At 53.6% G+C, this 21,640-nt stretch carries 20 protein-coding genes; 12 read left to right on the top strand and 8 right to left on the bottom strand.

What is annotated here, in order from left to right; genetic code table 11:
• Positions 1 to 185: 185 nt before the first annotated feature.
• The 4 genes from hemA to ACJJIY_RS00200 are packed head-to-tail and all read left to right on the top strand — an operon-like array spanning position 186 to position 4,362.
• The gene (hemA, locus tag ACJJIY_RS00215; RefSeq protein ID WP_444896326.1) at positions 186 to 1,463 is read left to right on the top strand and encodes a glutamyl-tRNA reductase; all 1,278 of its coding nucleotides are present in this window, start codon (positions 186 to 188) and stop codon (positions 1,461 to 1,463) included.
• The gene (prfA, locus tag ACJJIY_RS00210; protein WP_444896327.1) at positions 1,460 to 2,542 is read left to right on the top strand and encodes a peptide chain release factor 1; all 1,083 of its coding nucleotides are present in this window, start codon (positions 1,460 to 1,462) and stop codon (positions 2,540 to 2,542) included. Before hemA ends, prfA begins: the two co-directional genes overlap by 4 nt.
• 50 nt (positions 2,543 to 2,592) lie before the next feature.
• Positions 2,593 to 3,420, top strand: coding sequence for a peptide chain release factor N(5)-glutamine methyltransferase (prmC, locus tag ACJJIY_RS00205; protein ID WP_444896328.1), 828 nt, complete (start codon positions 2,593 to 2,595; stop codon positions 3,418 to 3,420).
• 42 nt (positions 3,421 to 3,462) lie between these two features.
• Positions 3,463 to 4,362 carry a cation diffusion facilitator family transporter gene (locus ACJJIY_RS00200; protein ID WP_445358859.1) on the top strand — a complete coding sequence of 300 codons (900 nt, stop codon included), beginning with the start codon at positions 3,463 to 3,465 and terminating at the stop codon, positions 4,360 to 4,362.
• Positions 4,363 to 4,373: 11 nt separating this feature from the next.
• Here ACJJIY_RS00200 and ACJJIY_RS00195 read toward each other — a convergent pair whose 3' ends face one another.
• The 3 genes from ACJJIY_RS00195 to ACJJIY_RS00185 all read right to left on the bottom strand — a co-directional run bounded on the left by ACJJIY_RS00195 (position 4,374) and on the right by ACJJIY_RS00185 (position 8,278).
• The gene (locus ACJJIY_RS00195; RefSeq protein WP_444892995.1) at positions 4,374 to 5,840 is read right to left on the bottom strand and encodes a succinylglutamate desuccinylase/aspartoacylase family protein; all 1,467 of its coding nucleotides are present in this window, start codon (positions 5,838 to 5,840) and stop codon (positions 4,374 to 4,376) included.
• Between the two features lie 121 nt (positions 5,841 to 5,961).
• Positions 5,962 to 7,392, bottom strand: a complete 1,431-nt coding sequence (locus ACJJIY_RS00190; RefSeq protein WP_413663066.1) for an MATE family efflux transporter — start codon at positions 7,390 to 7,392, stop codon at positions 5,962 to 5,964.
• Between the two features lie 172 nt (positions 7,393 to 7,564).
• Entirely contained in the window at positions 7,565 to 8,278 is a 714-nt protein-coding gene (locus ACJJIY_RS00185; RefSeq protein ID WP_445358858.1) for an alpha/beta hydrolase, read from the bottom strand.
• A 144-nt stretch (positions 8,279 to 8,422) separates the two neighbouring features.
• On the opposite strand from ACJJIY_RS00185, the gene ACJJIY_RS00180 reads away from it, so the two are divergent.
• The 3 genes from ACJJIY_RS00180 (at position 8,423) to ACJJIY_RS00170 (ending at position 12,042) form a co-directional block, all read left to right on the top strand.
• Entirely contained in the window at positions 8,423 to 9,040 is a 618-nt protein-coding gene (locus ACJJIY_RS00180; RefSeq protein WP_445358857.1) for an HvfX family Cu-binding RiPP maturation protein, read from the top strand.
• Between the two features lie 47 nt (positions 9,041 to 9,087).
• Positions 9,088 to 10,596 carry an ATP-dependent RNA helicase RhlB gene (rhlB, locus tag ACJJIY_RS00175; protein WP_445358856.1) on the top strand — a complete coding sequence of 503 codons (1,509 nt, stop codon included), beginning with the start codon at positions 9,088 to 9,090 and terminating at the stop codon, positions 10,594 to 10,596.
• Positions 10,597 to 10,839: 243 nt separating this feature from the next.
• Positions 10,840 to 12,042 carry a hypothetical protein gene (locus tag ACJJIY_RS00170; RefSeq protein ID WP_444907473.1) on the top strand — a complete coding sequence of 401 codons (1,203 nt, stop codon included), beginning with the start codon at positions 10,840 to 10,842 and terminating at the stop codon, positions 12,040 to 12,042.
• Positions 12,043 to 12,095: 53 nt separating this feature from the next.
• Here ACJJIY_RS00170 and cysZ read toward each other — a convergent pair whose 3' ends face one another.
• The 5 genes from cysZ to gatC form a co-directional block, all read right to left on the bottom strand.
• Positions 12,096 to 12,926 carry a sulfate transporter CysZ gene (gene cysZ / locus ACJJIY_RS00165; RefSeq protein ID WP_444958474.1) on the bottom strand — a complete coding sequence of 277 codons (831 nt, stop codon included), beginning with the start codon at positions 12,924 to 12,926 and terminating at the stop codon, positions 12,096 to 12,098.
• 43 nt (positions 12,927 to 12,969) lie between these two features.
• Positions 12,970 to 13,266: a PA4642 family protein gene (locus tag ACJJIY_RS00160; protein ID WP_444918020.1), complete on the bottom strand. Its 297-nt coding sequence runs from the start codon at positions 13,264 to 13,266 to the stop codon at positions 12,970 to 12,972.
• 66 nt (positions 13,267 to 13,332) lie between these two features.
• On the bottom strand, positions 13,333 to 14,784 hold the full coding sequence (gene gatB, locus ACJJIY_RS00155; protein ID WP_413663059.1) for an Asp-tRNA(Asn)/Glu-tRNA(Gln) amidotransferase subunit GatB: 1,452 nt from the start codon (positions 14,782 to 14,784) through the stop codon (positions 13,333 to 13,335).
• A gap of 11 nt (positions 14,785 to 14,795) precedes the next feature.
• Positions 14,796 to 16,241, bottom strand: coding sequence for an Asp-tRNA(Asn)/Glu-tRNA(Gln) amidotransferase subunit GatA (gene gatA, locus ACJJIY_RS00150; protein ID WP_445358855.1), 1,446 nt, complete (start codon positions 16,239 to 16,241; stop codon positions 14,796 to 14,798).
• A gap of 71 nt (positions 16,242 to 16,312) precedes the next feature.
• On the bottom strand, positions 16,313 to 16,600 hold the full coding sequence (gene gatC / locus ACJJIY_RS00145) for an Asp-tRNA(Asn)/Glu-tRNA(Gln) amidotransferase subunit GatC (protein WP_444896336.1): 288 nt from the start codon (positions 16,598 to 16,600) through the stop codon (positions 16,313 to 16,315).
• A 357-nt stretch (positions 16,601 to 16,957) separates the two neighbouring features.
• Here gatC and ACJJIY_RS00140 point away from each other — a divergent pair, with 357 nt between their 5' ends.
• From ACJJIY_RS00140 to rng, 5 genes are all read left to right on the top strand, one after another.
• Positions 16,958 to 17,992, top strand: a complete 1,035-nt coding sequence (locus ACJJIY_RS00140) for a rod shape-determining protein (protein ID WP_020412569.1) — start codon at positions 16,958 to 16,960, stop codon at positions 17,990 to 17,992.
• Between the two features lie 139 nt (positions 17,993 to 18,131).
• Positions 18,132 to 18,974 carry a rod shape-determining protein MreC gene (mreC, locus tag ACJJIY_RS00135; protein WP_445358854.1) on the top strand — a complete coding sequence of 281 codons (843 nt, stop codon included), beginning with the start codon at positions 18,132 to 18,134 and terminating at the stop codon, positions 18,972 to 18,974.
• Complete coding sequence (gene mreD, locus ACJJIY_RS00130) at positions 18,961 to 19,440, top strand: rod shape-determining protein MreD (protein ID WP_444896337.1); 480 nt, start codon at positions 18,961 to 18,963, stop codon at positions 19,438 to 19,440. Before mreC ends, mreD begins: the two co-directional genes overlap by 14 nt.
• Before the next feature lie 97 nt (positions 19,441 to 19,537).
• The gene (locus ACJJIY_RS00125) at positions 19,538 to 20,149 is read left to right on the top strand and encodes a Maf family protein (RefSeq protein ID WP_444958472.1); all 612 of its coding nucleotides are present in this window, start codon (positions 19,538 to 19,540) and stop codon (positions 20,147 to 20,149) included.
• On the top strand, positions 20,146 to 21,633 hold the full coding sequence (rng, locus tag ACJJIY_RS00120; RefSeq protein ID WP_413663053.1) for a ribonuclease G: 1,488 nt from the start codon (positions 20,146 to 20,148) through the stop codon (positions 21,631 to 21,633). Before ACJJIY_RS00125 ends, rng begins: the two co-directional genes overlap by 4 nt.
• The last annotated feature ends 7 nt before the right edge of the window (positions 21,634 to 21,640 follow it).

Raw genomic sequence — 21,640 nt, 5'->3', positions numbered from 1 at the left:
TTTTAAACGATTATCGCCATATAATTCTAGTCGTGAATCGGGTTTGGAACGGTAGTGGGCAGGGGCTCTTGTCAAATCGGCGGGCAATTTTACTGCCTCTTACGCTTGCAAGGGAGACGGCTGCCTATGAAAATGCGCTCCCAGTGCGGTTTCCGCCTTTTAAGATTTAATGCTAACGGAAGTCTATGCCAATTCTTACCCTGGGTATCAACCACGATAGCGCGTCGGTCGAAGTGCGCGAGCGGGTGGCCTTTGCCCCCGAGGTGATGCCCGGCGCACTGGGAGATGCGCGAAAAGCACTGGGGTGCCGCGAGCTGGCCATCCTGTCTACCTGCAATCGCACCGAAATATACGGAAATGTGGAGTCAGAAGCCCTGTTGCAATGGCTGTCTGAATACCACCAGGTGCCCCTGGAGCAGCTCAAGGGCTGTGCCTATGTGTACAGCGATGAAGAAGCGGTACGCCATATGATGCGCGTTGCCTGTGGTCTCGATTCCCTGGTGTTGGGTGAGCCGCAGATCCTCGGCCAGATTAAGTCCGCCTATGCGGTGGCGCGGGAATCCGGCAGTGTGGGCAGTGAACTGCACCGGGTTTTCCAGCGGGTGTTTACCGTCGCCAAGAAGGTTCGCACCGAAACTGCAATCGGTGAAAACCCGGTTTCTGTTGCCTACGCTGCTGTTTCTCTGGCTTCGCGTATCTTCACCGACCTGAAAAAGCAGACTGCCCTGTTGATCGGTGCGGGAGAGACCGTGGAGCTGGTTGCCCGCCATTTGCTCGATCAGGGAATCAAGCAGGTCATTGTTGCCAATCGCACATTGAGCCGGGCCCAGTTGCTCGCAGAGAGCTTTGGTGCTGAGGCAATCCTGCTTGCGGATATCCCCGAGCATCTGGCACGCGCGGATATCGTTATCAGTTCCACCGCGAGCCAGCTGCCGATTCTGGGTAAGGGAGCGGTCGAATCGGCGCTGCGCAAGCGTCGGCACAGCCCCATGTTTATGGTGGATATTGCGGTACCCCGTGATATCGAATCGGAAGTTGGCGAGCTGGATGATGTTTATCTGTATACAGTGGACGATCTGCGCGGGGTTATTGATGAGGGCAAGCGCTCCCGAGAGAAAGCAGCGGAGGCCGCTCAGGAAATCGTAAATGCTGCTGCGGCTGAATTTACCAAAGAGAGCCGCTCTTTGGAGGCTGTGGATAGTATTCGCAGCTACCGGCAGCGAGCCCAGGAAGTGAGCACTTCCGAACTTGAACGGGTACTTTTGCAGCTGGAAAAAGGCGAGGACCCTCGTCGACTGATGGAGCAGCTCGCTCGCTCTCTCACTAATAAATTAATTCATGCACCCACCGTCAGTCTGAAAAAAGCCACGGCGGAGGGTGATGTTGAGCGTTTGCGTATCGCTCGCGAGGTCGTTGGGTTGGATGATCTCACCGATATCGATTTAGAGAAAAAGCATCAATGAAAGAATCGTTACTGAATAAACTGGAAACCTTGCTTGAGCGCCACGAGGAAGTATCTGCGCTGTTGGGCGATGCCGACGTAATTGCTGATCAGGATCAATTCCGCGATCTTTCCCGCGAGTATTCTGAGCTGGAAGAAGTGGTGAAATGCTACGGCGCTTACAAACAGTTGCAGGAAGATATAGTCGCGGCTCGGGAGATGCTGGGGGAAGATGACCCGGAAATGCGCGAGATGGCTCAGGAAGAGCTGCGCGAGGCTGAAGGTCAAGTGGAGCCGCTAGAGCGAGAGCTACAGACTTTGCTGTTGCCGCGCGACCCCAATGACAGAAAAAATGTTTTCCTGGAAATTCGCGCAGGAACCGGTGGTGATGAAGCGGCTATTTTCTCCGGCGACCTGTTCCGCATGTACTCTCGCTATGCGGAGAAACAGGGATGGCGCATAGAAATTGTCAGTGAAAACCTTGGTGAGCACGGTGGTTACAAGGAAATTATCACCCGCGTCGCCGGTGAAGATGTCTACGCAAAATTAAAATTTGAGTCCGGTGCGCACCGGGTACAAAGGGTTCCTGAAACAGAATCCCAGGGTCGTATCCACACTTCGGCTTGTACGGTCGCGGTGATGCCGGAGCCGGATGAGCGCGATGCGATTGAAATTAATAAAGCGGATTTACGTGTGGATACCTACCGTGCATCCGGTGCCGGTGGTCAGCACGTTAACAAAACCGATTCCGCTGTGCGCTTAACCCATATTCCCACGGGGATTGTGGTGGAGTGTCAGGACGAGCGCTCCCAGCACAAGAACAAAGCCAAGGCGATGGCACTGTTGCAAGCGAAGCTCAATACTGCGCAGGAAACGGCGGCGGCCCAGGAAATTTCCGATGCCCGCCGCAGCCTGGTGGGCAGTGGTGATCGCTCTGAGCGAATCCGTACCTACAACTATCCCCAGGGCCGGGTTACCGATCACCGTATCGGCCTCACTCTCTATAAACTCGATGAGATTATGCAGGGGTCTCTGGGGGAGGTGATCGGGCCATTGCGCACGGAGTACCAGGCCGACCAGTTGGCGGCCCTGGCCCAATAAATCCAGATTTTTTACGCCGCCTCGAGCGGCGTTTTTATAGGTTTTTCTCCATGACCAGCGTCAAGGAAAATATCGCACGCTGCGCCCAATTAACCGATAGCGACAGCGCGCGCCTGGATGCAGAGCTTCTGCTCGGCAGTGTGTTGGGGCGCGAGCGCACCTGGCTCTATACCTGGCCGGAATACGAATTGAATGAAGCTGAGCAAGTGCGCTATGAGCAGTTGCTCCAGCGCCGGCAAGCGGGAGAGCCGGTGGCACACCTTATCGGTGAGCGCGAATTTTGGTCCCTGCCGCTAAAGGTGGATTCCTCCACCCTGATCCCCCGCCCGGACACTGAATTATTGGTGGAGACCGCGCTGGAGTTTTTCCCCCAGGGCAGGTTGCGAGCATTGGACCTGGGCACTGGCACTGGTGCTATTGCACTGGCTCTGGCGTCGGAGCGACCGGGATGGGAAATTATTGCAGCGGAGAAATCACCCGCTGCGGTAGCACTGGCAGAGGAAAACCGGCGCTCCCTCAAGTTGCAAAATGTGCAAGTTATCCAGAGCGATTGGTTTTCCAGTTTGGAGCCACAGCCGTTTTCCCTGATCGTTAGCAACCCTCCCTATATCGATGCATCTGACCCGCACTTGGTGCAGGGCGATGTGCGCTTTGAGCCCCGCACTGCGTTGGTGGCAGAGCGACAGGGTTTGGCAGATATTGAGCATATCGCCACAACCGCTAGTGATTACCTGGAAAACGATGGCTGGCTAATGGTGGAGCACGGTTGGCAGCAAGCTGAGAGCGTGCGGGATATTTTTTCTGCGGCGGGATTGAATAAAGTTTCAAGTCGCAGGGATTATTCCGGTTGGGAGCGAATTACCTTAGGGCAAAAATAGTGATACCTGCGGAGCTGCCACAGGGATTTGAGGAGGGAGCCTATGCATGATCATGTCCACCACCGAACCGGCAATGGGGCTTTGCGCCCATTAATTATTGCACTGGTTCTCACTCTCAGTTTTTCCATAGTTGAAGCCATAGGTGGTTGGCTATCTGGTTCACTGGCATTGCTCGGTGATGCCGCCCATATGCTGACCGATACTTTTGCCCTGGCACTGGGGGCTATTGCCGCAGTACTGGCGAAAAAGCCCGCTGATCGGGAATTGTCGTTTGGCTGGGGGCGAGCGGAGGTCTTAGCTGCGGTAACCAACGGCCTGATTATGCTACTGATCGTGGTCGGTATTTCTTTTATGGCCACTGATAGGTTGCGCAACCCACAGCCGGTGCACGGCAGTACGGTGATGTTGATTGCGGCCATGGGGTTGCTGATTAATATTCTGGCGGCCTGGGTTTTATTAAAAGGCGAGCGCACACTCAATATTCGCGGTGCGCTTTTGCATGTGATGGGCGATATGCTGGGCTCTGTCGCGGCACTGGCTTCCGGAGCTGTGATTTATTTTACCGGTTGGGTACCCATCGACCCCCTGCTTTCACTGCTTATTTGCCTGTTAATCCTGGTTTCCTGCGTGCGACTGCTCAGGGATGCGATCGATGTATTGATGGAGCGGGTACCCAGGGAATTGAGCCTTCCGGTTGTGGGCGAGACACTGGCGGCGGTAACCGGGGTGCGCTCTGTGCACGATCTCCATATTTGGCGCTTGGATTCCAGCACTATTTCACTGTCGGCCCATATTGTGGTGGATGACTTGCAGGCTTGGCCCAGCGTACTGGAGCGCTTGCGGGAAACCCTGGTCAAGCGCTTCGATATCGATCATATCACCCTTCAACCGGAACCTTTGGCAATGCCCGAAGTGACGGTGATCGATAAAGTCAGTGATTAATAGGTGGGGATTTACTCCTCACCTTCTGTCGGCGGTTGGCGGTTTTCTGGAGTGGCCGGTACTTTGCTCTCTGATTTGTCAGCGACTGACTCTTCCGCTACTACTTCCTGGGGCTGGCTGATTTGTTCCTGGGGAGCCTGGATGCCGATATGGTAGGCGGCAAACCCCGGTTGCACGACCTGGTTTAATGCCATGCCAAGAATGCGGCCGTTGTGCTCAGAGCGAATTTCTGTGCGTACATTAGTAATCGGGTTGGTTACCGTTCCCAGTAAGTCGCCTTTACGTACAAACTCGCCGAGCTGGACCTCACTAAAGATAACCCCACCGGTCGATGTCCGCTGCCAGGTGGAGGTGTAGTAAACCGGTTCGGGGTCGCCCCAGAGGCGGAATTTACTCACCATACCCAGCTGGTTGAGCAGAGTGCGTATACCTTTCACACTGTGACTTACCGATAGCTCATCCAGCACCATGGGTGCTCCGGCTTCCAGAGTGACGGTGGGGATACCAGCCTCCACAGCGGCGCGGCGCAGGGTACCCTTGGCTCCGGCGCTGTGCAGTACCACAGTGGAGCCAAAACCCTGGGTCATTTTCACTACCTTGGGATTGGTTAAGTCGCCGCGCAACTGTGGCAAGTTGGTGCGATAAAAAGAACCCGTATGTAAGTCCACCACGGCGTTACAGTGGCTGATCACTTCGTGGAAAAATGAATTGGCAATTCGCGAAGCCGAAGAGCCATTGGGATCGCCGGGGAAGTGCCGGTTCAGGTCGCGTCGATCAGTCAGGTAGCGGGAGCCTCGATGGAAGCCTTGCAGGTTGACGATGGGTACGCCGATTACCGCACCGCTCAAATGGTCTGCGTCCAGGTCGTACATAACTCGCCGCACAGTTTCCACACCGTTCAACTCATCACCGTGCACTGCAGCAGTAAGGCAGAGAACCGGCCCTGGCTTGGCGCCGTTAACCACCAATACAGCGGTGGGGCTATAGACGCCTTCGAAGTGTTGGCTGGGAGACCAGGCCAGGCGCGTGGAGGTCGCAGGGGGAACCTCTGAGCCTAACAATCGCAGCGGCTTGGCAGTCTCTCCCGGAACCAGGGAGATGGTGCCGGGCTCCGGTAATTCGGGTTGAGGTTTAACTGTTTCAGTTTCTTTATCGGCAGTGGGAGCAGTCTCGGTGGGAGATGTCGGTTTATCCAGTTCCTGGATAGGTTGGTCCAGCTCCAGATTTTCCGCTTGGGGCAGGGAAACTTCTTCAGAACCAGCATCTGTCGACTGGGATTGATCTTCAGTAGGGGCAACGTTGGTGGGTGGCCCCAGCTCTGTGATCACCGGTTGGTCCAGCTGCATATTGGCAGCCTGGGGGACCGCTTCTGTCTCTTCGCCTGTGCTGTCGTCGGCGCTCAGGGCCTGGGTGGATGAAAGCAGTAAAGCCAGGCTTAATAGGTGTCGGGTCCTTCGGGAGGATTGGCGCGGGATCATTCGGCACTCCGGTCAACTTCGTATATCTGGGTGTGCCGGAGAGCCTTGTGTCCGGCACAGATTGGGACTTTGGAGCGCCAGTATAGTCAATACGTTCCCGAGGAATGTGATACGCGCCGAATTACGCGTATCCGTAGGTTCGCTCGATGGCTTTGCGGCTGGTTCGCCAAAAGCGAATTCCCAGCAGGATTGAAGCCGTTCCCAAGCCGATACAGACACCGGTCCAATAACCGTATACCCCCCAGAAGCTCTCTCCCAGCCAGTAGGCGGTAGAAAGCCCCACCAGCCAGTAGGAAAATAGCTGTATAAACATGGGCGCACTGGTGTCCTTATATCCGCGCAGTGCGCCCCAGGTCATTGCCTGGGTGACATCCACCAGCTGGAATGCGGCACACAGCAATAGCAGGTTGGTGGCCACCGCGATAATTTCTTCATTGCTGGTGTAGGCCTGAACAAACAGGGTGCGCAGGGTAATCAAAAGTACACCGGTGCCCAGTGCGTAGATTAGCCCGCTACTGATGCCCACTTTGCCACAGAAGCGCGCGCGCTTTGGCCGTCCCTGACCGAGTAGTTGGGCGGTGCGGATACTCAGGGCCTGGGCCAGTGCTAGTGCGACCAAGTAAAAAATCGAGCCCACATTCATGCTGATCTGATGGGCGGCGACAATGGCTGCGCCATAAGGGGCAAGCAAAATAGTAAGGCTGGCAAAAAAAGTAACTTCACTGGCTGCACCCACACAAATTGGCAGGCCAACTGCGAGCAAGTGGCGGAGGGTTGGCCAGTGGGGGCGAGGCGGTAACAGCCTAAGTTTTAGCTTGTGGTAGACCGGATCAGTGTTCGCGTGCCAGAAGAGTGCCAGTGCGATCAGGCAGCTGACCGCTGCGGTCGCCCACCCACATCCTGCCCCTCCCATTGCCGGTATGGGGCCGGCACCAAACACCAAAAGAATATCCAGGGGAATATTTAAAATTGCGGCAGTGATATAGATGCGCATTACCGGGCGCACTTGTCCCATACCCTCACAGTAACCGCGCAACGCCGTGCCGAGTGCAAAAGGCAGGGTGCCGACAGTCAGGGCCAGTACATAGCCCTCCATCACCTTGCGGACAGGCTCTTCCGTGTCTATCCAGTGGCTCCAGATAGGAACCGCAAGCAGGGCGGAAAACACCAGGATGCCACCGATCAGTGCGATCCACAGCGCCTGGTGCAGTTGCCTGGCGCAGCCAGCTTCATCGCGGCCACCGCGCAAGTGTGCAACAACCGGGGAGATAGCAGCGAGCAGGCCGATTAGTGTCACTGCGCAAACAGCCCAAATACTGGCCCCCAGGGCGAGCCCAGCGAGACTTACTTCTCCAGCGCGTCCTGCTACCAGAGTATCGACAACTCCCATGCTCACCACAGCCAGGTTACTGACCACCAGAGGGCCTCCCAAGGTGGTTAGGTGCGACAGTTCGGTTTTAGTGGCATTTCGGTAAAGCTTGAACAAAGAAAAACCTGAGCTCTTGTTACTGGTCTCGATAGAGGGTTCTGGGGTCTGGGCTAATTTTGACAAAAAATTAATCCTGCGGGGGGTTGTTAACAGGCCCTGGCCTTCGCAAATACAGCTGAAAACGGGCGGCGGGCCAAAGTTCTGAGAGGCTTTCAGTCTGCCGGGAGAAGGCGGGGTAGTACTGCAAAAAGGTTCGACATTCTACGGTACAAACGGCGCCTGCGCCCAGTGCTGATTACGGACTTTCCTCAAGTAGTTTGGCCACAATTTCTGCCTTATTAATGATGCAGTCGTGGTTTATTGCTACCTCCCGATAAAGCCACCCGCTTATCCGCTTTGCTTTGCGGCTACTGTAGACGGCTGGTGGGTATTCGGGTTGGGTACAGTGAATGAAAGTACACGGCGGGCCCTGTTCAGGAGAGCGTTTTAAGTGGATAGGGTCCAGTAGCGTTTTGATAGGGTGCGGGGTCATACGGCGTTTTAGCCAGTTGATATCATCTGGCTGGGTTATCCCCAAGGCTTCTGGAGATGGAGGCATAATACAGAGAGTACCGTCGATATCCTGTGCCTGCTTGAGCCGCTGCTCTTCAATACCGCTGGGGAGTTGGCTGCTGAATGGGCGCCCGGGCTCTGGAACAGCGCCATCCAGGTAGATCAAGCGGTGCACCCGCTCGGGTAGAGCGTCGGCGGCACCGGTTGCAGCCATTCCCCCAAAGCTGTGGCCCACAAGGGTGACTTGCTGCAACTCCTCCCAGAGGATTGTATTGACTAGGTCCTGGATAAAGGTATCCAGGCCAATGGAGGGGGAGAGTAGGTGTTTGCGTTCCCCCAGGCCAGTATGGGTGGGGGTGAGTACTCGATGCCCATTACGCTGCAAGAGGTGGGCGACTCTGCTCCAGCACCAGCCTCCATGAAATAGCCCGTGGACCAGTACGTAAGTTTTCCCCACTAGGTTGCCCTCAAGTTACTTGGGTTCTGCAAGCATAGATGTGCTTTCTGGGGCGCTGAGATAGTGCGATGTAAGAGTTGGCGATATCACTCGACTAAAGTGAACAAAGACACTGATAAGAGAGTGAGCTAAATGAGTGGAGCTATGAATAGTCTGAGCGGTTGGTACAACTGCTTTGTACATTATGTACGCAAAATAGACTGGCTGGGGCCATTATTACTACGGATTTATTTGGCGCCAATTTTTATCCTGGCCGGCATGAATAAGATGAATAATATCGAAGATGTCGCTGCCTGGTTCGGCAATCCCGATTGGGGGTTGGGGCTTCCAGCGCCGATGTTGATGGCGTGGGTAGCTGCATTGGTGGAATTCTTAGGTGGCATCGCCATCTTGCTGGGCGTAGCAACTCGGCTGGTGGCGATTCCCCTGATGTTTGTGATGGCAGTGGCAGCCTATACGGCCCACTGGGAGAACGGTTGGTCTGCGTTGCCTGATAAAACCTTGAGTGTGCCCTGGGAGTGGCGCAAGGATCTGATCGATGAAGCCTCAGTGCGTAAAGAGAAAATTGTCGGTTTACTCAAGGAGCACGGAAATTATGAGTGGCTGGTGGAAACTGGAGGAGTGACCATCCTGAAAAATGGTATTGAATTTGCAGCTACCTACTTCATTATGCTGCTGGCGCTATTTTGTAGTGGGGCTGGGCGGTTTTTCAGCGTGGATTACTGGCTGTGCCGTCACTATAGCGGGCAGGGAGCCCCGTAGAGATGTTATACTCGCCGATTATTTGAACATTTGAGCGAGTATTTCACTTGATAGGAAAGTTGTTCCGCCGATCCTCCTCCAAAGAGGATAAGGGCTCCCGCCGGGGAGAAGACAGCTCCAGACGCCGAAAAGAAGGGCAAAAGCCGTCTGATAAGGCTGCCAAGGGGCGTACAAAATCCGCACAAGCGGAGGGGAAGTCGCGCCGGGGCGGTAGCAGAAACGCTCAAAAAGGGCGCCAGCGCAGCAGAAAGCCAGCGGCACCCGCAGCGCCCTGGTCCCTGGATGAATTCCAGGTTCCAGAACAGGAGGGCAAGGTCCGCTTCCACGACCTGGGACTGCCCAATGAGCTGATGCACGCTATCCACGACCTGGGTTTCCAGTATTGCTCGCCAATTCAGGGTCGCTCCCTTCCCCACACCCTCAATGGCCACGACCTGGTGGGTAAGGCACAAACCGGTACCGGTAAGACAGCGGCCTTCCTGATCACAGTGATTGACGATCTGCTCAAGCACCCGTTTGAAGGTGAGCGCTATGCCGGCGAAGCCCGCTCCCTGATTATCGCTCCGACCCGTGAGCTAGTAATGCAGATTGCCGATGATGCCAAGGCACTGTGTAAACACACCGAGCTGGAAATTCATACCCTGGTGGGCGGTATGGATTATGACAAGCAGCAGAGAAACCTGAATGAGCGGCTGGTGGATATCCTGGTGGCGACGCCGGGTCGCCTGCTGGACTTTGTCAGCAATCGGGATTGCTTCCTGGATCAGGTGGAAGTCCTGGTGATCGATGAGGCGGATCGCATGTTGGACATGGGCTTTATCCCCCAAGTGCGCCGCATTGTTCGTCAGACGCCGCGTAAAACTCATCGCCAAACTATGTTCTTCTCCGCCACATTTACTCCCGAAGTGGATGATCTGGTGGAGCAGTGGACGGATGATCCGGTAGTTGTGGAGATTGAGCCGGAGAGGGTTGCCACAGATACCGTGGAGCAGCATGTTTACCTGTCCGCCAGCGAAGAAAAGTACACCTTGCTTTACAACATTGTGCAGCGAGAAGAAGTGGATAGCCTGATTGTTTTTGCCAACCGCCGCGACCAATGCCGCCGCTTGCACGAGCAGCTTCTCGCTCACGGCATTTCTGCGGGCCTGTTGTCCGGTGAAGTGGCGCAAAACAAGCGGGTTCGCACCCTTGATGACTTTAAGTCTGGTAAAACCAAGGTGCTGGTAGCTACCGATGTCGCCGGGCGTGGTATTCATATCGACGGTATCAGCCATGTGGTGAATTTCACTTTGCCTGAAGAGCCGGAGGATTATGTTCACCGCATTGGCCGAACTGGCCGGGCGGGTAAAACGGGCACTTCTATCAGTTTCGCCTGTGAAGATGATGCCATGCGCCTGGAACCTATTGAGCAGTTGCTCGGTGGCAAGCTCAAGTGCGAAGTGCCCCCCGAAGAGCTTTTGGTTGAGCCACCCAAAGTGAAAGTTCAGCGCAGTCACGGTGATCGCGATGGGCGTCGCGGTGGCTCTGGTGGTCATCGTCGTCCACGTCGGCACTGATTCTCCTGTGTGCTGTAAGGGGGTTAGCCCTTACAGCACTTACTACCTGCTTGAGAAAGCCATTCCTCCTCCTGCTATTCAGCGCTCCTCTGCTTTGTTAAGGTTTAAACTGTGACGAATGTACCAGTAGAGGCTTTAATTTCATTCAAACTGTCAATTCTGTCCTAAAATTAAACAAATTTGGCCTATTACGTGAAGTAAGGCCCTGCAACTTCAGATGACACCGGTAATACTGGAGTCTACTTGCGGCCTGAAATTGACATCCTTCGTTCAATAAAAATTACAGTTCATATTCGGATGCGTATCCTTTATTTACATATCGGTTTCCATAAAACTGGCTCCAGCTCCCTTCAATTGGCAATGAAGGAGCAAGTACAGGCTCTGGACCAGGCAGGCTTTGGATTTCTTTCCCTTGGGAAAAAGGGGAACTCTTCAGGGTGTATTGATGTATGCAAAGAGAAGGGCCGTGTCCATTTCCAGGTAAATTCCCGACTTGATGAGCTGCTTGCTGCGAGCCGCAGTGAGCAAGTGATAGTTTCAGCTGAGCATCTTTCCTATCTGTATCAGCGCGATAGTATCGAGCTTGTTCAGAGAGTATGTAGCAAGTATTTCGATAAGATTGTGGTAATTGTTTACTTGCGTAGGCAAGACTTACAGGCAATATCTTTCAAGAAGCAAGGAGCTAGAGGAGCGGCCTCTAATCGGAGCTCCTCGAGTAAATTACTCGGCCACGATGAAGGGGCTTTCCCTTCTTTCAGTAAAGATATTGAAATTTACTACGACTATTTTACCAAGTTAAAGTTGTGGGCGGATGTATTTGGAGCTGATTCCCTCAAAGTGAGGCTTTTCAGTCGGGAAGCCTTGCACGGTGGTGATATTGTGAGTGACTTTCTCGCTTTGCTTGGCGGGGGAGTAGAGCTTTCTGCTCGCAGAGTGAATGAGGGGGTAGGCAGAAAGGAGTTTTTGCTGACCCATAAATTACTGGAATTGGGGGTGGCGGAATCTGATTTGATTAAGCTGAAGCCAATGATGTTGGAGGATGACACTCAGTTGCTGCCTTCAAGGGGTGATGCCAAGCAGTTCTTTATGAGGTTCAAAAACTCCAACCATTTGTTAAATAATACTTTTCTTAGTAACGATTCCGGCCTGGCATTCGATACGGATTTTTCTGGCTATCCTGAGCAGGGAAATGATTGGATAACGGTTCGGGATCTGTCTGAGTGGATTCCTGAAATTCTTTCTGCAGGTATTCAGAGGCCAGAGGGGTTGCGTGATGCATTGTTGGCAGACAAGCTCCAGCAGATGGTAAGAAAAAAATTTTCAGGTGAAGTGCTTACCCAGGAGCTTGAGGATTTGGCCAATTGCCTGTCGGCTAGCGCTTATATCGCCAAGGATCAGCAGCCCTGGTATCGCGCACTGAAAAAGAAGAAAACATCGGGAAGATAGAGTCAAAATAAAAAGCCCTCTGTACGAGAGGGCTTCCTATCTTACTGGTAAGGTTACTGAAGTACTGGAGTTTGAGTCCCCGGATCCCCTTCAATACGAAGTCGCTCAATCCACAGAGCCGTACCGCCAGCAACTGCCGCAGGCATAATAAAGATATTTAAAATCGGCACCATTTTGGCAAGCATCACGGTCCCACCAAAGGTAAGGCTAGTGAGTTTACGGCGGCGCAGAACTGTTTTTAATTCATCAAATGGCCGTTGGTGGTTATCTAGTGGGTAGTCAACGTATTGAATAGCCATACACCAAGCGCCCCAAACTGCGGTGAGCACTGCGGGGATAATAATGGTCCAGCTGGTGATGGTGGCAATTATAAATACGATCAAACCCCAAAATATAAAGTAACCCAGCTTACGCAATTCCCGGCCCAGGGTACGCCATACCATTTGCATTATCGGCTCGGCAGGAGGAGCTTTACCGGTTAGCAGTTCCTCTACTTTCTCAGCGAGCAAACCGTTAAAGGGGGCGGCAATAATGTTGGTGATAACGCTAAATAAATAGCCGTAAGCAAGGAAAAATAGGAAAAGCACTATTAGTGCAATAATCCAGGCCAGCCAGCGAAAAACACTGGCGGTCCATGCTGCACCCTTGGCCATAATGGCTTCCCACCAGGACATATTCTCCGTATTTACCGGCGTGTGGGAAAGCAGGCTACTTATATAATCGGTAAGCCCTCCGAGCTGTGAAATCATTATGCTACTGATAATAATAAACAGCACCAGATTTATTAGTAATGGCACCAGGATAAATGGGCGTAACTCACGCCGGGTAATCAAGTGGATACCGCGCACCAATGCGTCGATACCGTGAACGGGATTTGAAGTCATACTCTCACCTTTCGCTGGTACGATGCCTAAATTTCCAGAGTTCTCAGTTGGCGCCAGCGGCTTTTAAAATCTCGCTATATTCTGCGCCCTGGCGGTGTTCAGCAATACGTGCCAGCAGGGTTTTTCCATCGGGGCCAGGGCTGTTCAGATCCATGCCTTCAGCGAGAAACAACTTAACAAATGTGGCAAAACTCTCTGCTTTCATACTTCGGTAGGCGCGCTCGAGCAGGTGAAAATCCCGGTTTACGCCTGCGGGGGCTTCACCAATCAAGAATCCAGCAATACGTTCCTCGTCAAAAACTTCTCCGAGTACTTTCTGTTTGTCTTTTTTCAGGCTCAAAACTATATCCTTGCTACATAAATAGGGGGCGGGCGAAGCCCGACCCAGGTCTTGAAATGTTGAGGGTTAAAGCAGTGCGTCCAATTTTTGTTTGAGGATTTTATTAATCATCTGTGGGTTTGCCTGCCCTTTGGACGCTTTCATGATTTGCCCGACGAAATACCCCATCATTTTGGGGCGCTTTGATTCATCGGCCTTGCGGTAGTTTTCTACCTGGGCATCGCTTGCAGCGATCACCTCATCCACCATTTTTTCGATAGCGCCGGTATCGGAAACTTGTTTCAGCCCACGCTTTTCGATGACTTCGTCGGCACTGCCCTCTCCGTCGGCAATAGCCTCGAATACCTGTTTGGCGATTTTGCTGGAAATGGTGTTGTCTTTGATGCGCGAGATTAGTCCAGCTAGTTGGTCGGCAGAAACCGGCGACTGTGAAATAGTTAGTTCACGACGGTTGAGCAGCGCTGCCAGTTCACCGTTAATCCAGTTGGCGGCAAGCTTGGATTCGCCACAGGATTTACTCACAGTTTCAAAATAGTCTGCACTGGCGCGCTCCTGTGTCAGCTGGTCTGCATCATAAGCAGATAACTGGTATTCCGCTTGGAAGCGGGCTGCTTTTGCATCAGGCAGTTCTGGCAGGATGCTGCGCAGTTGCTCGACATATTCATCAGTGAGTACAACTGGCAGAAGGTCAGGGCAGGGGAAGTAGCGGTAATCATTGGCCACTTCTTTACTGCGCATAGAGCGGGTTTCATTTTTGTCCGCGTCGTAGAGGCGGGTTTCCTGGGTAATGGTGCCGCCGTCTTCCAAGATATCGATCTGACGTTCAGCTTCGACTTTAATTGCGCGCTCGACAAAACGGAAAGAATTGATGTTTTTTAATTCTGTACGGGTGCCGAGTTTTTCTTCGCCTTTCAAGCGCACGGATACATTGGCATCACAGCGCAGTGAGCCCTGGGACATATCACCATCGGAAATGCCCAGGTAGGTTACGATGCTGTGAATTTTTTTCAGGTAGGCCACAGCCTCGGCGGCACTGCGCATATCCGGTTCAGAGACAATCTCAATCAGTGGCGTACCTGCGCGGTTCAGGTCGATACCGGACATTCCGTGGAAATCTTCATGCAGGGATTTACCGGCATCTTCCTCCAGGTGAGCGTGATGCAAACGCACTTTCTTACTGCTGCCATCTTCCAGGTGAATTTCCACTTCACCTGGGCCGACAATAGGTTGTTCCAATTGAGTGGTTTGATAGCCCTTGGGCAAGTCGGGATAGAAGTAATTCTTGCGTTCAAAAACGGAGCGCTTGCCGATCTCTGCGTTCATCGCCAGGCCGAACATTACCGCAAAGCGAAATGCTTCCTCATTCGGTACCGGCAGTGTGCCCGGCATGGCCAGGTCCACAGCGCAAGCCTGGGTATTCGGCTCAGCGCCAAAGCGGATACTAGCGCCGGAAAAGAGTTTTGACTGGGTGGAGAGCTGGACGTGAATTTCCAACCCGATAACGATTTCCCATTCCACAATTTATCTCCTTATACGGCGCTGGCTTTGTGCCAGTCGGTTACCTGTTGGTATTGGTGGGCGATGTTGAGCATGCGCGCTTCTTCCAGGTAATTACCGGTAATTTGCAGGCCCACCGGCATATTGTCCACCAGGCCACAGGGTACAGACATGCCAGGTAGTCCGGCGAGGTTGGTGGCGATGGTGTAGATATCCTCCAGGTACATAGCTACCGGGTCAGCGCTCTTTGCGCCAAGCTCGAAAGCGGGGGAGGGGGTCGTGGGGCCCATAATCACATCCACTTTTTCGAATGCTTCGACAAAGTCCTGCTTGATCAGGCGTCGGGCCTGTTGGGCTTTGTTGTAATAAGCATCGTAATAACCGGCGGACAGGGCGTAGGTGCCTACCAGGATGCGACGCTGTACTTCTTCGCCGAAGCCTTCACCACGGGAGCGCATATAGAGATCGCGCAGGTCTTTGGGCTCTTTACAGCGGTAGCCATAGCGCACCCCATCGAATCGAGATAGGTTGGCAGAGGCTTCAGCGGGGGCGATCACATAGTAAGCAGGTATCGCTAGCTCGGTATGTGGCAGGCTGATATCGACCAGTTGAGCCCCCAGCTTTTCAAACGTTCTCAAAGCCTCCTGAACCCGGCTTGCGGTTTCAGGGTTAAGGCCTTCTCCAAAGTACTCCCGGGGTACTCCGATCCGCAGCCCGGCGATCGGGTTATTCAGTTCGGCGGTAAAGTCAGCGGGCTGCTGCTTCAGACTGGTGGAATCTTTCGGGTCGTGGCTGGCCATGGCGGAGAGCAAATAAGCAGCGTCCTCCGCATTGCGGGCTATGGGGCCGGCCTGATCCAGGCTGGAGGCGTAGGCAACGATACCGTAGCGGGAAATGCGCCCATAGGTGGGCTTCAGTCCGGTGGTGTTTGTCAACGCTGCCGGCTGGCGGATAGAGCCGCCGGTATCGGTAGCTGTGGCGCCGGGTATCAGTTGTGCAGCAACTGCCGCAGCTGAGCCACCGGAGGAACCGCCGGGCACACAGCGGGTATTCCAAGGGTTTTTTACTGGGCCGTAAAAGCTGCTTTCGTTGGATGAGCCCATGGCGAATTCATCCATATTGGTCTTGCCCAGGGAGACGGTTCCGGCAGCGTTGAGGTTATCTACCACCGTGGCATCGTAGGGAGGAATAAAATTATCCAGCATTTTTGAGGCACAGCTGGTGCGCACGCCGTTAGTGCAAATAATATCTTTGTGGGCGATGGGCACACCGCACAGTGCCGGTGCCTCCCCGTTGGCCAGGCGTTGGTCGGCGGCCGCGGCTTGCGCTAGGGCGCTCTCTTCAGTGACGGTAATAAAACTGTTGTAGTTGCTGTCCAGTTGCTGGATGCGGCCGAGTAAATGGCGGGTTAGCTCTGTACTTGAGAACTCTTTGCTCCGCAATCCACGGATGATCTCGGCGATAGTAAGCTGATGCATGTTATTCCCTTAAAGGCTCTAGACGGGCTGAGGGCTGGGTATTTAGGTGAACTTAGTCAGTGTTGGGCCGGCTAATCAATTACTTTGGGAACCAGGTAGAGGCCTTCTTCGGTTTGGGGAGCCAGTTCTAGGAAGTCTTTGCGCTTGTCAGTCTCTGTCACTGCGTCGGTACGCAGTTCCTGGACTTCATCCAGTGGGTGCGCCATCGGGGCGATACCATCGGTATTGGTGGATTGCAGCTGGTCGACCAGTTGCAATACATCGCCGAGGCGGTTGCTGACTTCTTCGATGGTTTCTTTGGATATGGCGATACGGGCCAGTTCCGCGAGTTTTTCTACAGTTTGCGTATCCACTGCCATGGTGATGGACTCCTCCAGCTTGAGTTGCGAGTCGAAAACTGCCCGGATTATTTGCTGCGGGCAGAACCGGCAAATTTAGCACATTGGGGTTATATTCTCACCGGCTCCGGCAGTAATGGATAGTGGGCCTCAAATGACCTCCCTTCAGCCTTGCCCTGATGCCTAGCGGTTGTTAGAGTTTGCCGAATCCTGCCGAGTGATGAGAGACTCCGGTATTTTGCGTAGAATCCGATTCGAAATGCGGCTCGGAACTCAGAATTATTTTTGCGGACTAATTAGGATTTGTATCCATAAAAGAAGCCGCGCCCGCAGTGCCCGACCTGGGGGCTGATAATTAGTACAAGGTAATCGAATTCCATGTTTAAACGTTTGCGGGGTATGTTTTCCAGTGATCTCTCCATCGACCTGGGAACTGCCAACACGCTGATTTACGTTCGCGATCGCGGCGTAGTACTCGACGAACCCTCTGTCGTCGCAATCCGTCACTACAATGGCCAGAAAATCGTTGAGGCTGTCGGAGTAGAAGCCAAACGCATGCTCGGCCGGACTCCTGGCAATATTACCGCTATTCGCCCGCTGAAGGACGGTGTTATCGCCGACTTCCAAGTGACCGAGAAAATGTTGCAGCACTTTATCAAGAAAGTGCATGAAAATAGCTGGATGCGCCCGAGTCCGAGAGTGCTGGTGTGTGTTCCCTGCCAGTCCACAGAAGTGGAGCGCCGCGCGATTCGCGAGTCGGCCCTGGGTGCAGGTGCTCGCGAAGTGTCACTGATCGAAGAGCCCATGGCCGCTGCCATAGGTGCAGGCTTGAATGTCGAGGAAGCGAGCGGCTCCATGGTGGTGGATATCGGTGGGGGCACCACTGAGATCGCTATTATCTCCCTGAATGGTGTGGTTTATTCCGATTCAGTTCGTATCGGTGGTGACCGTTTTGATGAAGCTATCGTCAACTACGTGCGTCGCAACTACGGCAGCGTAATTGGTGATGCAACTGCTGAACGGATCAAAGAGGAAATTGGCTGTGCTTATGCAGGCAGTGAAGTTCGCGAAATCGATGTGCGCGGACGCAATCTGGCCGAGGGCGTGCCTCGCAGCTTTACCTTGAACTCCGACGAAATTCTCGAAGCCCTGCAAGAGCCTCTGACTGGTATTGTGCAGGCTGTTAAAAGTGCGCTGGAACAATCCCCTCCCGAATTGGCTTCTGATATCGCTGAGCGCGGTATGGTGCTGACTGGTGGTGGTGCTCTGTTACGCGATCTGGACCGCCTGTTGATGGAAGAATCGGGCTTACCGGTAATTGTTGCCGATGACCCGCTGACCTGTGTGGCGCGGGGGGGCGGTAAAGCGCTGGATATGTTGGATCGCAGCCGTCTCTACCTGATGTCTAATTAGTAGACATCGGTATTATGAAAACTGCTAGGGAGCTTGTGGCTATATCCGCAAGCTCCTTGTAATAAAAAAATGCGAGTCATCTTTTGTGGCTTGTACTGTTCTCACCATCTTTGATTGACCTGTTAAGAGGGGATTGCCTGTGAAACCGCTATTTACCCGCGGTCCCTCTGCCGAATACCGCCTGGGCTTTCTCATCATACTCGCGATCTCGCTGATCGTTTCCGATCATTACACCAATTGGTTTCAGCCTGTCAGAGAACGCTTATCAGGAGTTATTGCTCCACTGTACTGGGTTACAGGAGCCCCCGAGCGTGTGGGCGATTGGGCCGATGAGCAGTTTCGCTCGCGCGAAGAACTGCAAGAGGAAAATAGCCGCCTCAAGCGCCAGGTTTTACTGCTGGAGCAGCGCAGCCAGCTATTGGCGGCCGTAAAAGCGGAAAACACTCAGCTCAAAGAACTGATGAACTCAGCAGAAATGGTCGATGACCGAGTATTGGTGGCTCAGGTGATTGGCGTTACCCCGGACCCTTTGGAGCATGTGCTGCTGATTGACAAAGGCCGCGATGACGGCATTGATATCGGTACCCCGGTAATGGATGCCAGTGGATTGCTGGGGCAGGTGATTGAAGCTGGCGACTCCTATAGTCGTATCCTGCTGATAACTGATTCCAGTCATGCCATTCCCGTCCAGGTTCTGCGCAACAGTATGCGCACCGTCGCCGAGGGTACAGGTGACCTGTATCGCTTGAAGTTACGCCATCTTGCTAATACCAGTGATATTCGGGAGGGCGATTTGCTGCTCAGCTCCGGCTTGGGTAGCCGCTTTCCCGCAGGTTATCCGGTCGGGGAGGTTATCTCGGTGCAGAGAGACCCGGGTAAACCTTTTGCGGAGGCTGAAGTGTTGCCGAGGGGGTGGATGAATCGCAGCCGCTTTGTATTGGCGGTCATTGGCAGTGGAGGACATTCTGTTGCAAGCGAATAACCGCTGGTTTATCGCGGTCACTATTCTGCTGTCACTGCTTCTCTCGGTTATGCCCCTGCCACAGCAGTGGCTCTGGTTTCGGCCGGCATTTCCGGCTTTGCTGGTGATATTCTGGATTACCCGAATGCCCCAGACCTTCGGGGTGGGGTTCGCTTGGATGATCGGTATTGTCCAGGATTTGGCTACGGGGGCGAGCTTGGGAACCCATGCCCTGGCCCTATCGGTACTCGCCTATTTCAGCTTACTGACTTACCAGCGCACCCGGGCATTTAATCCGGCCCAGCAATTGTTGTGGGTATTTGTTCTGGTGGGCATTCATCAAGTGGTGGGCAACTGGGTGCACGGCCTTGAGGGGAAATCGGTACCCGGGCTGACCTTCCTGTGGCCCGCCTTGACTACAGCTCTGCTCTGGCCCTGGGTGACCCCGTGGCTCAGGGGGCTTTCCGGGCGTTTACACGTTCGTTGACCGTCTCGTCGGCACTGTAAATCAGTGTAAAAAGTCGATCATTTTTCGAACAGTGCCGCTATAATCAGCCGCTGACCCACAGGGAATATGTAATAGAGTGACAACAAGCGCTTCAGAAAATCGACTTCTTTTGGCCTCTGGTTCGCCGCGACGCGCCGAACTGTTGGCCCAGATTGGGGTGCCTTTCTCCCAATTGTCCCCCGCTGTTGTAGAACAACGCCAACCTGCTGAAAGCCCTCTTGAGTACATAGAACGCTTGGCCCACGACAAGGCTGTCGCCGGGTTTCAAGCCGCTGACAGCCCGCAGGGACTCTGGTCTTTGGGAGCGGACACGGTGGTTATGGCAGGTGAGAGGCTGCTGGAAAAACCCCAAGATTTTGCTGACTTTGAGTCCATGATGCTGGCGTTATCGGGAGTAGAGCACTCTGTTTTCACGGCAGTGTGCTTGCGTTCACCGGATCGACAGTTTAGCCGAGTAGTTGAAACTCGAGTCAGGTTCCGCCACTTGTCCAAAGTTCAAATAGCGGATTACTGGAGTACCGGAGAGCCTGTCGATAAAGCTGGCGGTTACGGTATTCAGGGTTTTGGTGCCGCCTTGGTAGAAGCTTTTAGTGGCAGTTACAGCAATGTTGTAGGGCTCCCATTGGAAGCTGTAGTCCCCATGCTGGATCATGCGGGCATTCCCTATTGGCAGGAGGGCCAATCTTGAGCGAAGAGCTGTTAATTAATGTTGCGCCGACTGAGACCCGGGTTGCGCTGGTAGAAAATGGTGTGCTCCAGGAGGTCTACCTGGAGCGGAGTGCGCGGCGAGGGATTGTAGGAAATATCTATAAGGGAAAGGTGATTCGCGTACTGCCCGGAATGCAGGCCGCTTTTGTCGACATAGGCCTCGAGCGTGCGGGCTTTATCCATGCCTCGGATATTGCACCTCTCGACGAAGAAGGCATGGAGGCGCGGGATGCCGAGGTGGCGGATATCCGCGCGCTAGTCAGAGAGGGGCAGTCACTGATCGTGCAAGTAGTGAAGGACCCTATCAGTAGTAAAGGCGCCCGGCTGACTACCCATCTGTCGGTTTCTGCACGTTACCTGGTGTATATGCCGCAGACACGCCATATCGGTATCTCTAATCGAATTGAAGACGAGAACGAACGCGAGCGATTGCGCCAGTTGGTTGAAGCAGCTTCTCTACGCCTCGCGGAAGATGGTTTGTCGGCCGATGGGGGCTTTATTTTGCGTACCGTTGCCGAGGGAGTGAGTGAGGAAGAGCTGCTGAGAGATATCCCCTTTCTGTACAAATTATGGGGGGAGCTGGATGAGCGCATTAAGGAGCGTCCAGTGCCTTCGGTTATCTATGAGGACCTTCCACTATTTATGCGCGCATTGCGTGACCTTGCGCGCCCTTATACCGAAAAGATTCGTATAGACTCCCGAGAGGCCCACGGCCGTGCGGCAGAATTTGCCGGTAAATATGCGCCGGAAATTGCCGGTCGCCTGGAACACTATCCCGGTGAGCGCCCACTGTTTGACTTATACGGTGTTGAAGAGGAAATAAGAAGGGCACTACACAACAAAGTCACCTTGAAGTCTGGCGGCTACTTGATCGTAGAGCAGACAGAGGCGATGAGTACAATTGATGTCAATACGGGTGCTTTTGTTGGGCATCGCAACCTTGAAGAGACTATCTTCAAGACCAACCTGGAGGCCGCTACAGCGATTGCCCGCCAGCTGCGTTTGAGGAATCTGGGTGGGATTATCATTATTGATTTTATCGATATGAAAGACCCCGAGCACCAGCGACAAGTCTTGCGCACCCTGGAAAAGACCCTGGAGCGCGATCATGCCAAGTCCAGTATCACCGGGGTCTCCGAACTGGGGTTGGTGGAAATGACTCGCAAACGCACCCGTGAGTCACTGGGGCAGATTTTATGTGAGCCTTGCTCTGTTTGCAGTGGGAGGGGCACCTTAAAGAGTGCGGAGACAGTTTGCTTCGAGATTTTCCGCGAGATTATTCGAGAGGCGCGCTCTTACGATAGTGAAAAAATTATGGTACTGGCCAGTCAGGTGGTTATAGATCTTTTACTGGATGAAGAGTCGGCTAATGTCGCCGATCTTGAAGAATTTATTGGTCGGCCGATTCAGTTCCAGGTAGAGCCCATTTACAACCAGGAGCAATATGACATTGTTCTTGTGTAATCCATTA

It is taken from the genome of Microbulbifer maximicatervae (SeqCode), assembly GCF_052468155.1.
The sequence above is the reverse complement of the archived record's forward strand: the minus strand, read 5'-3'. Positions and strand labels throughout refer to the sequence as shown.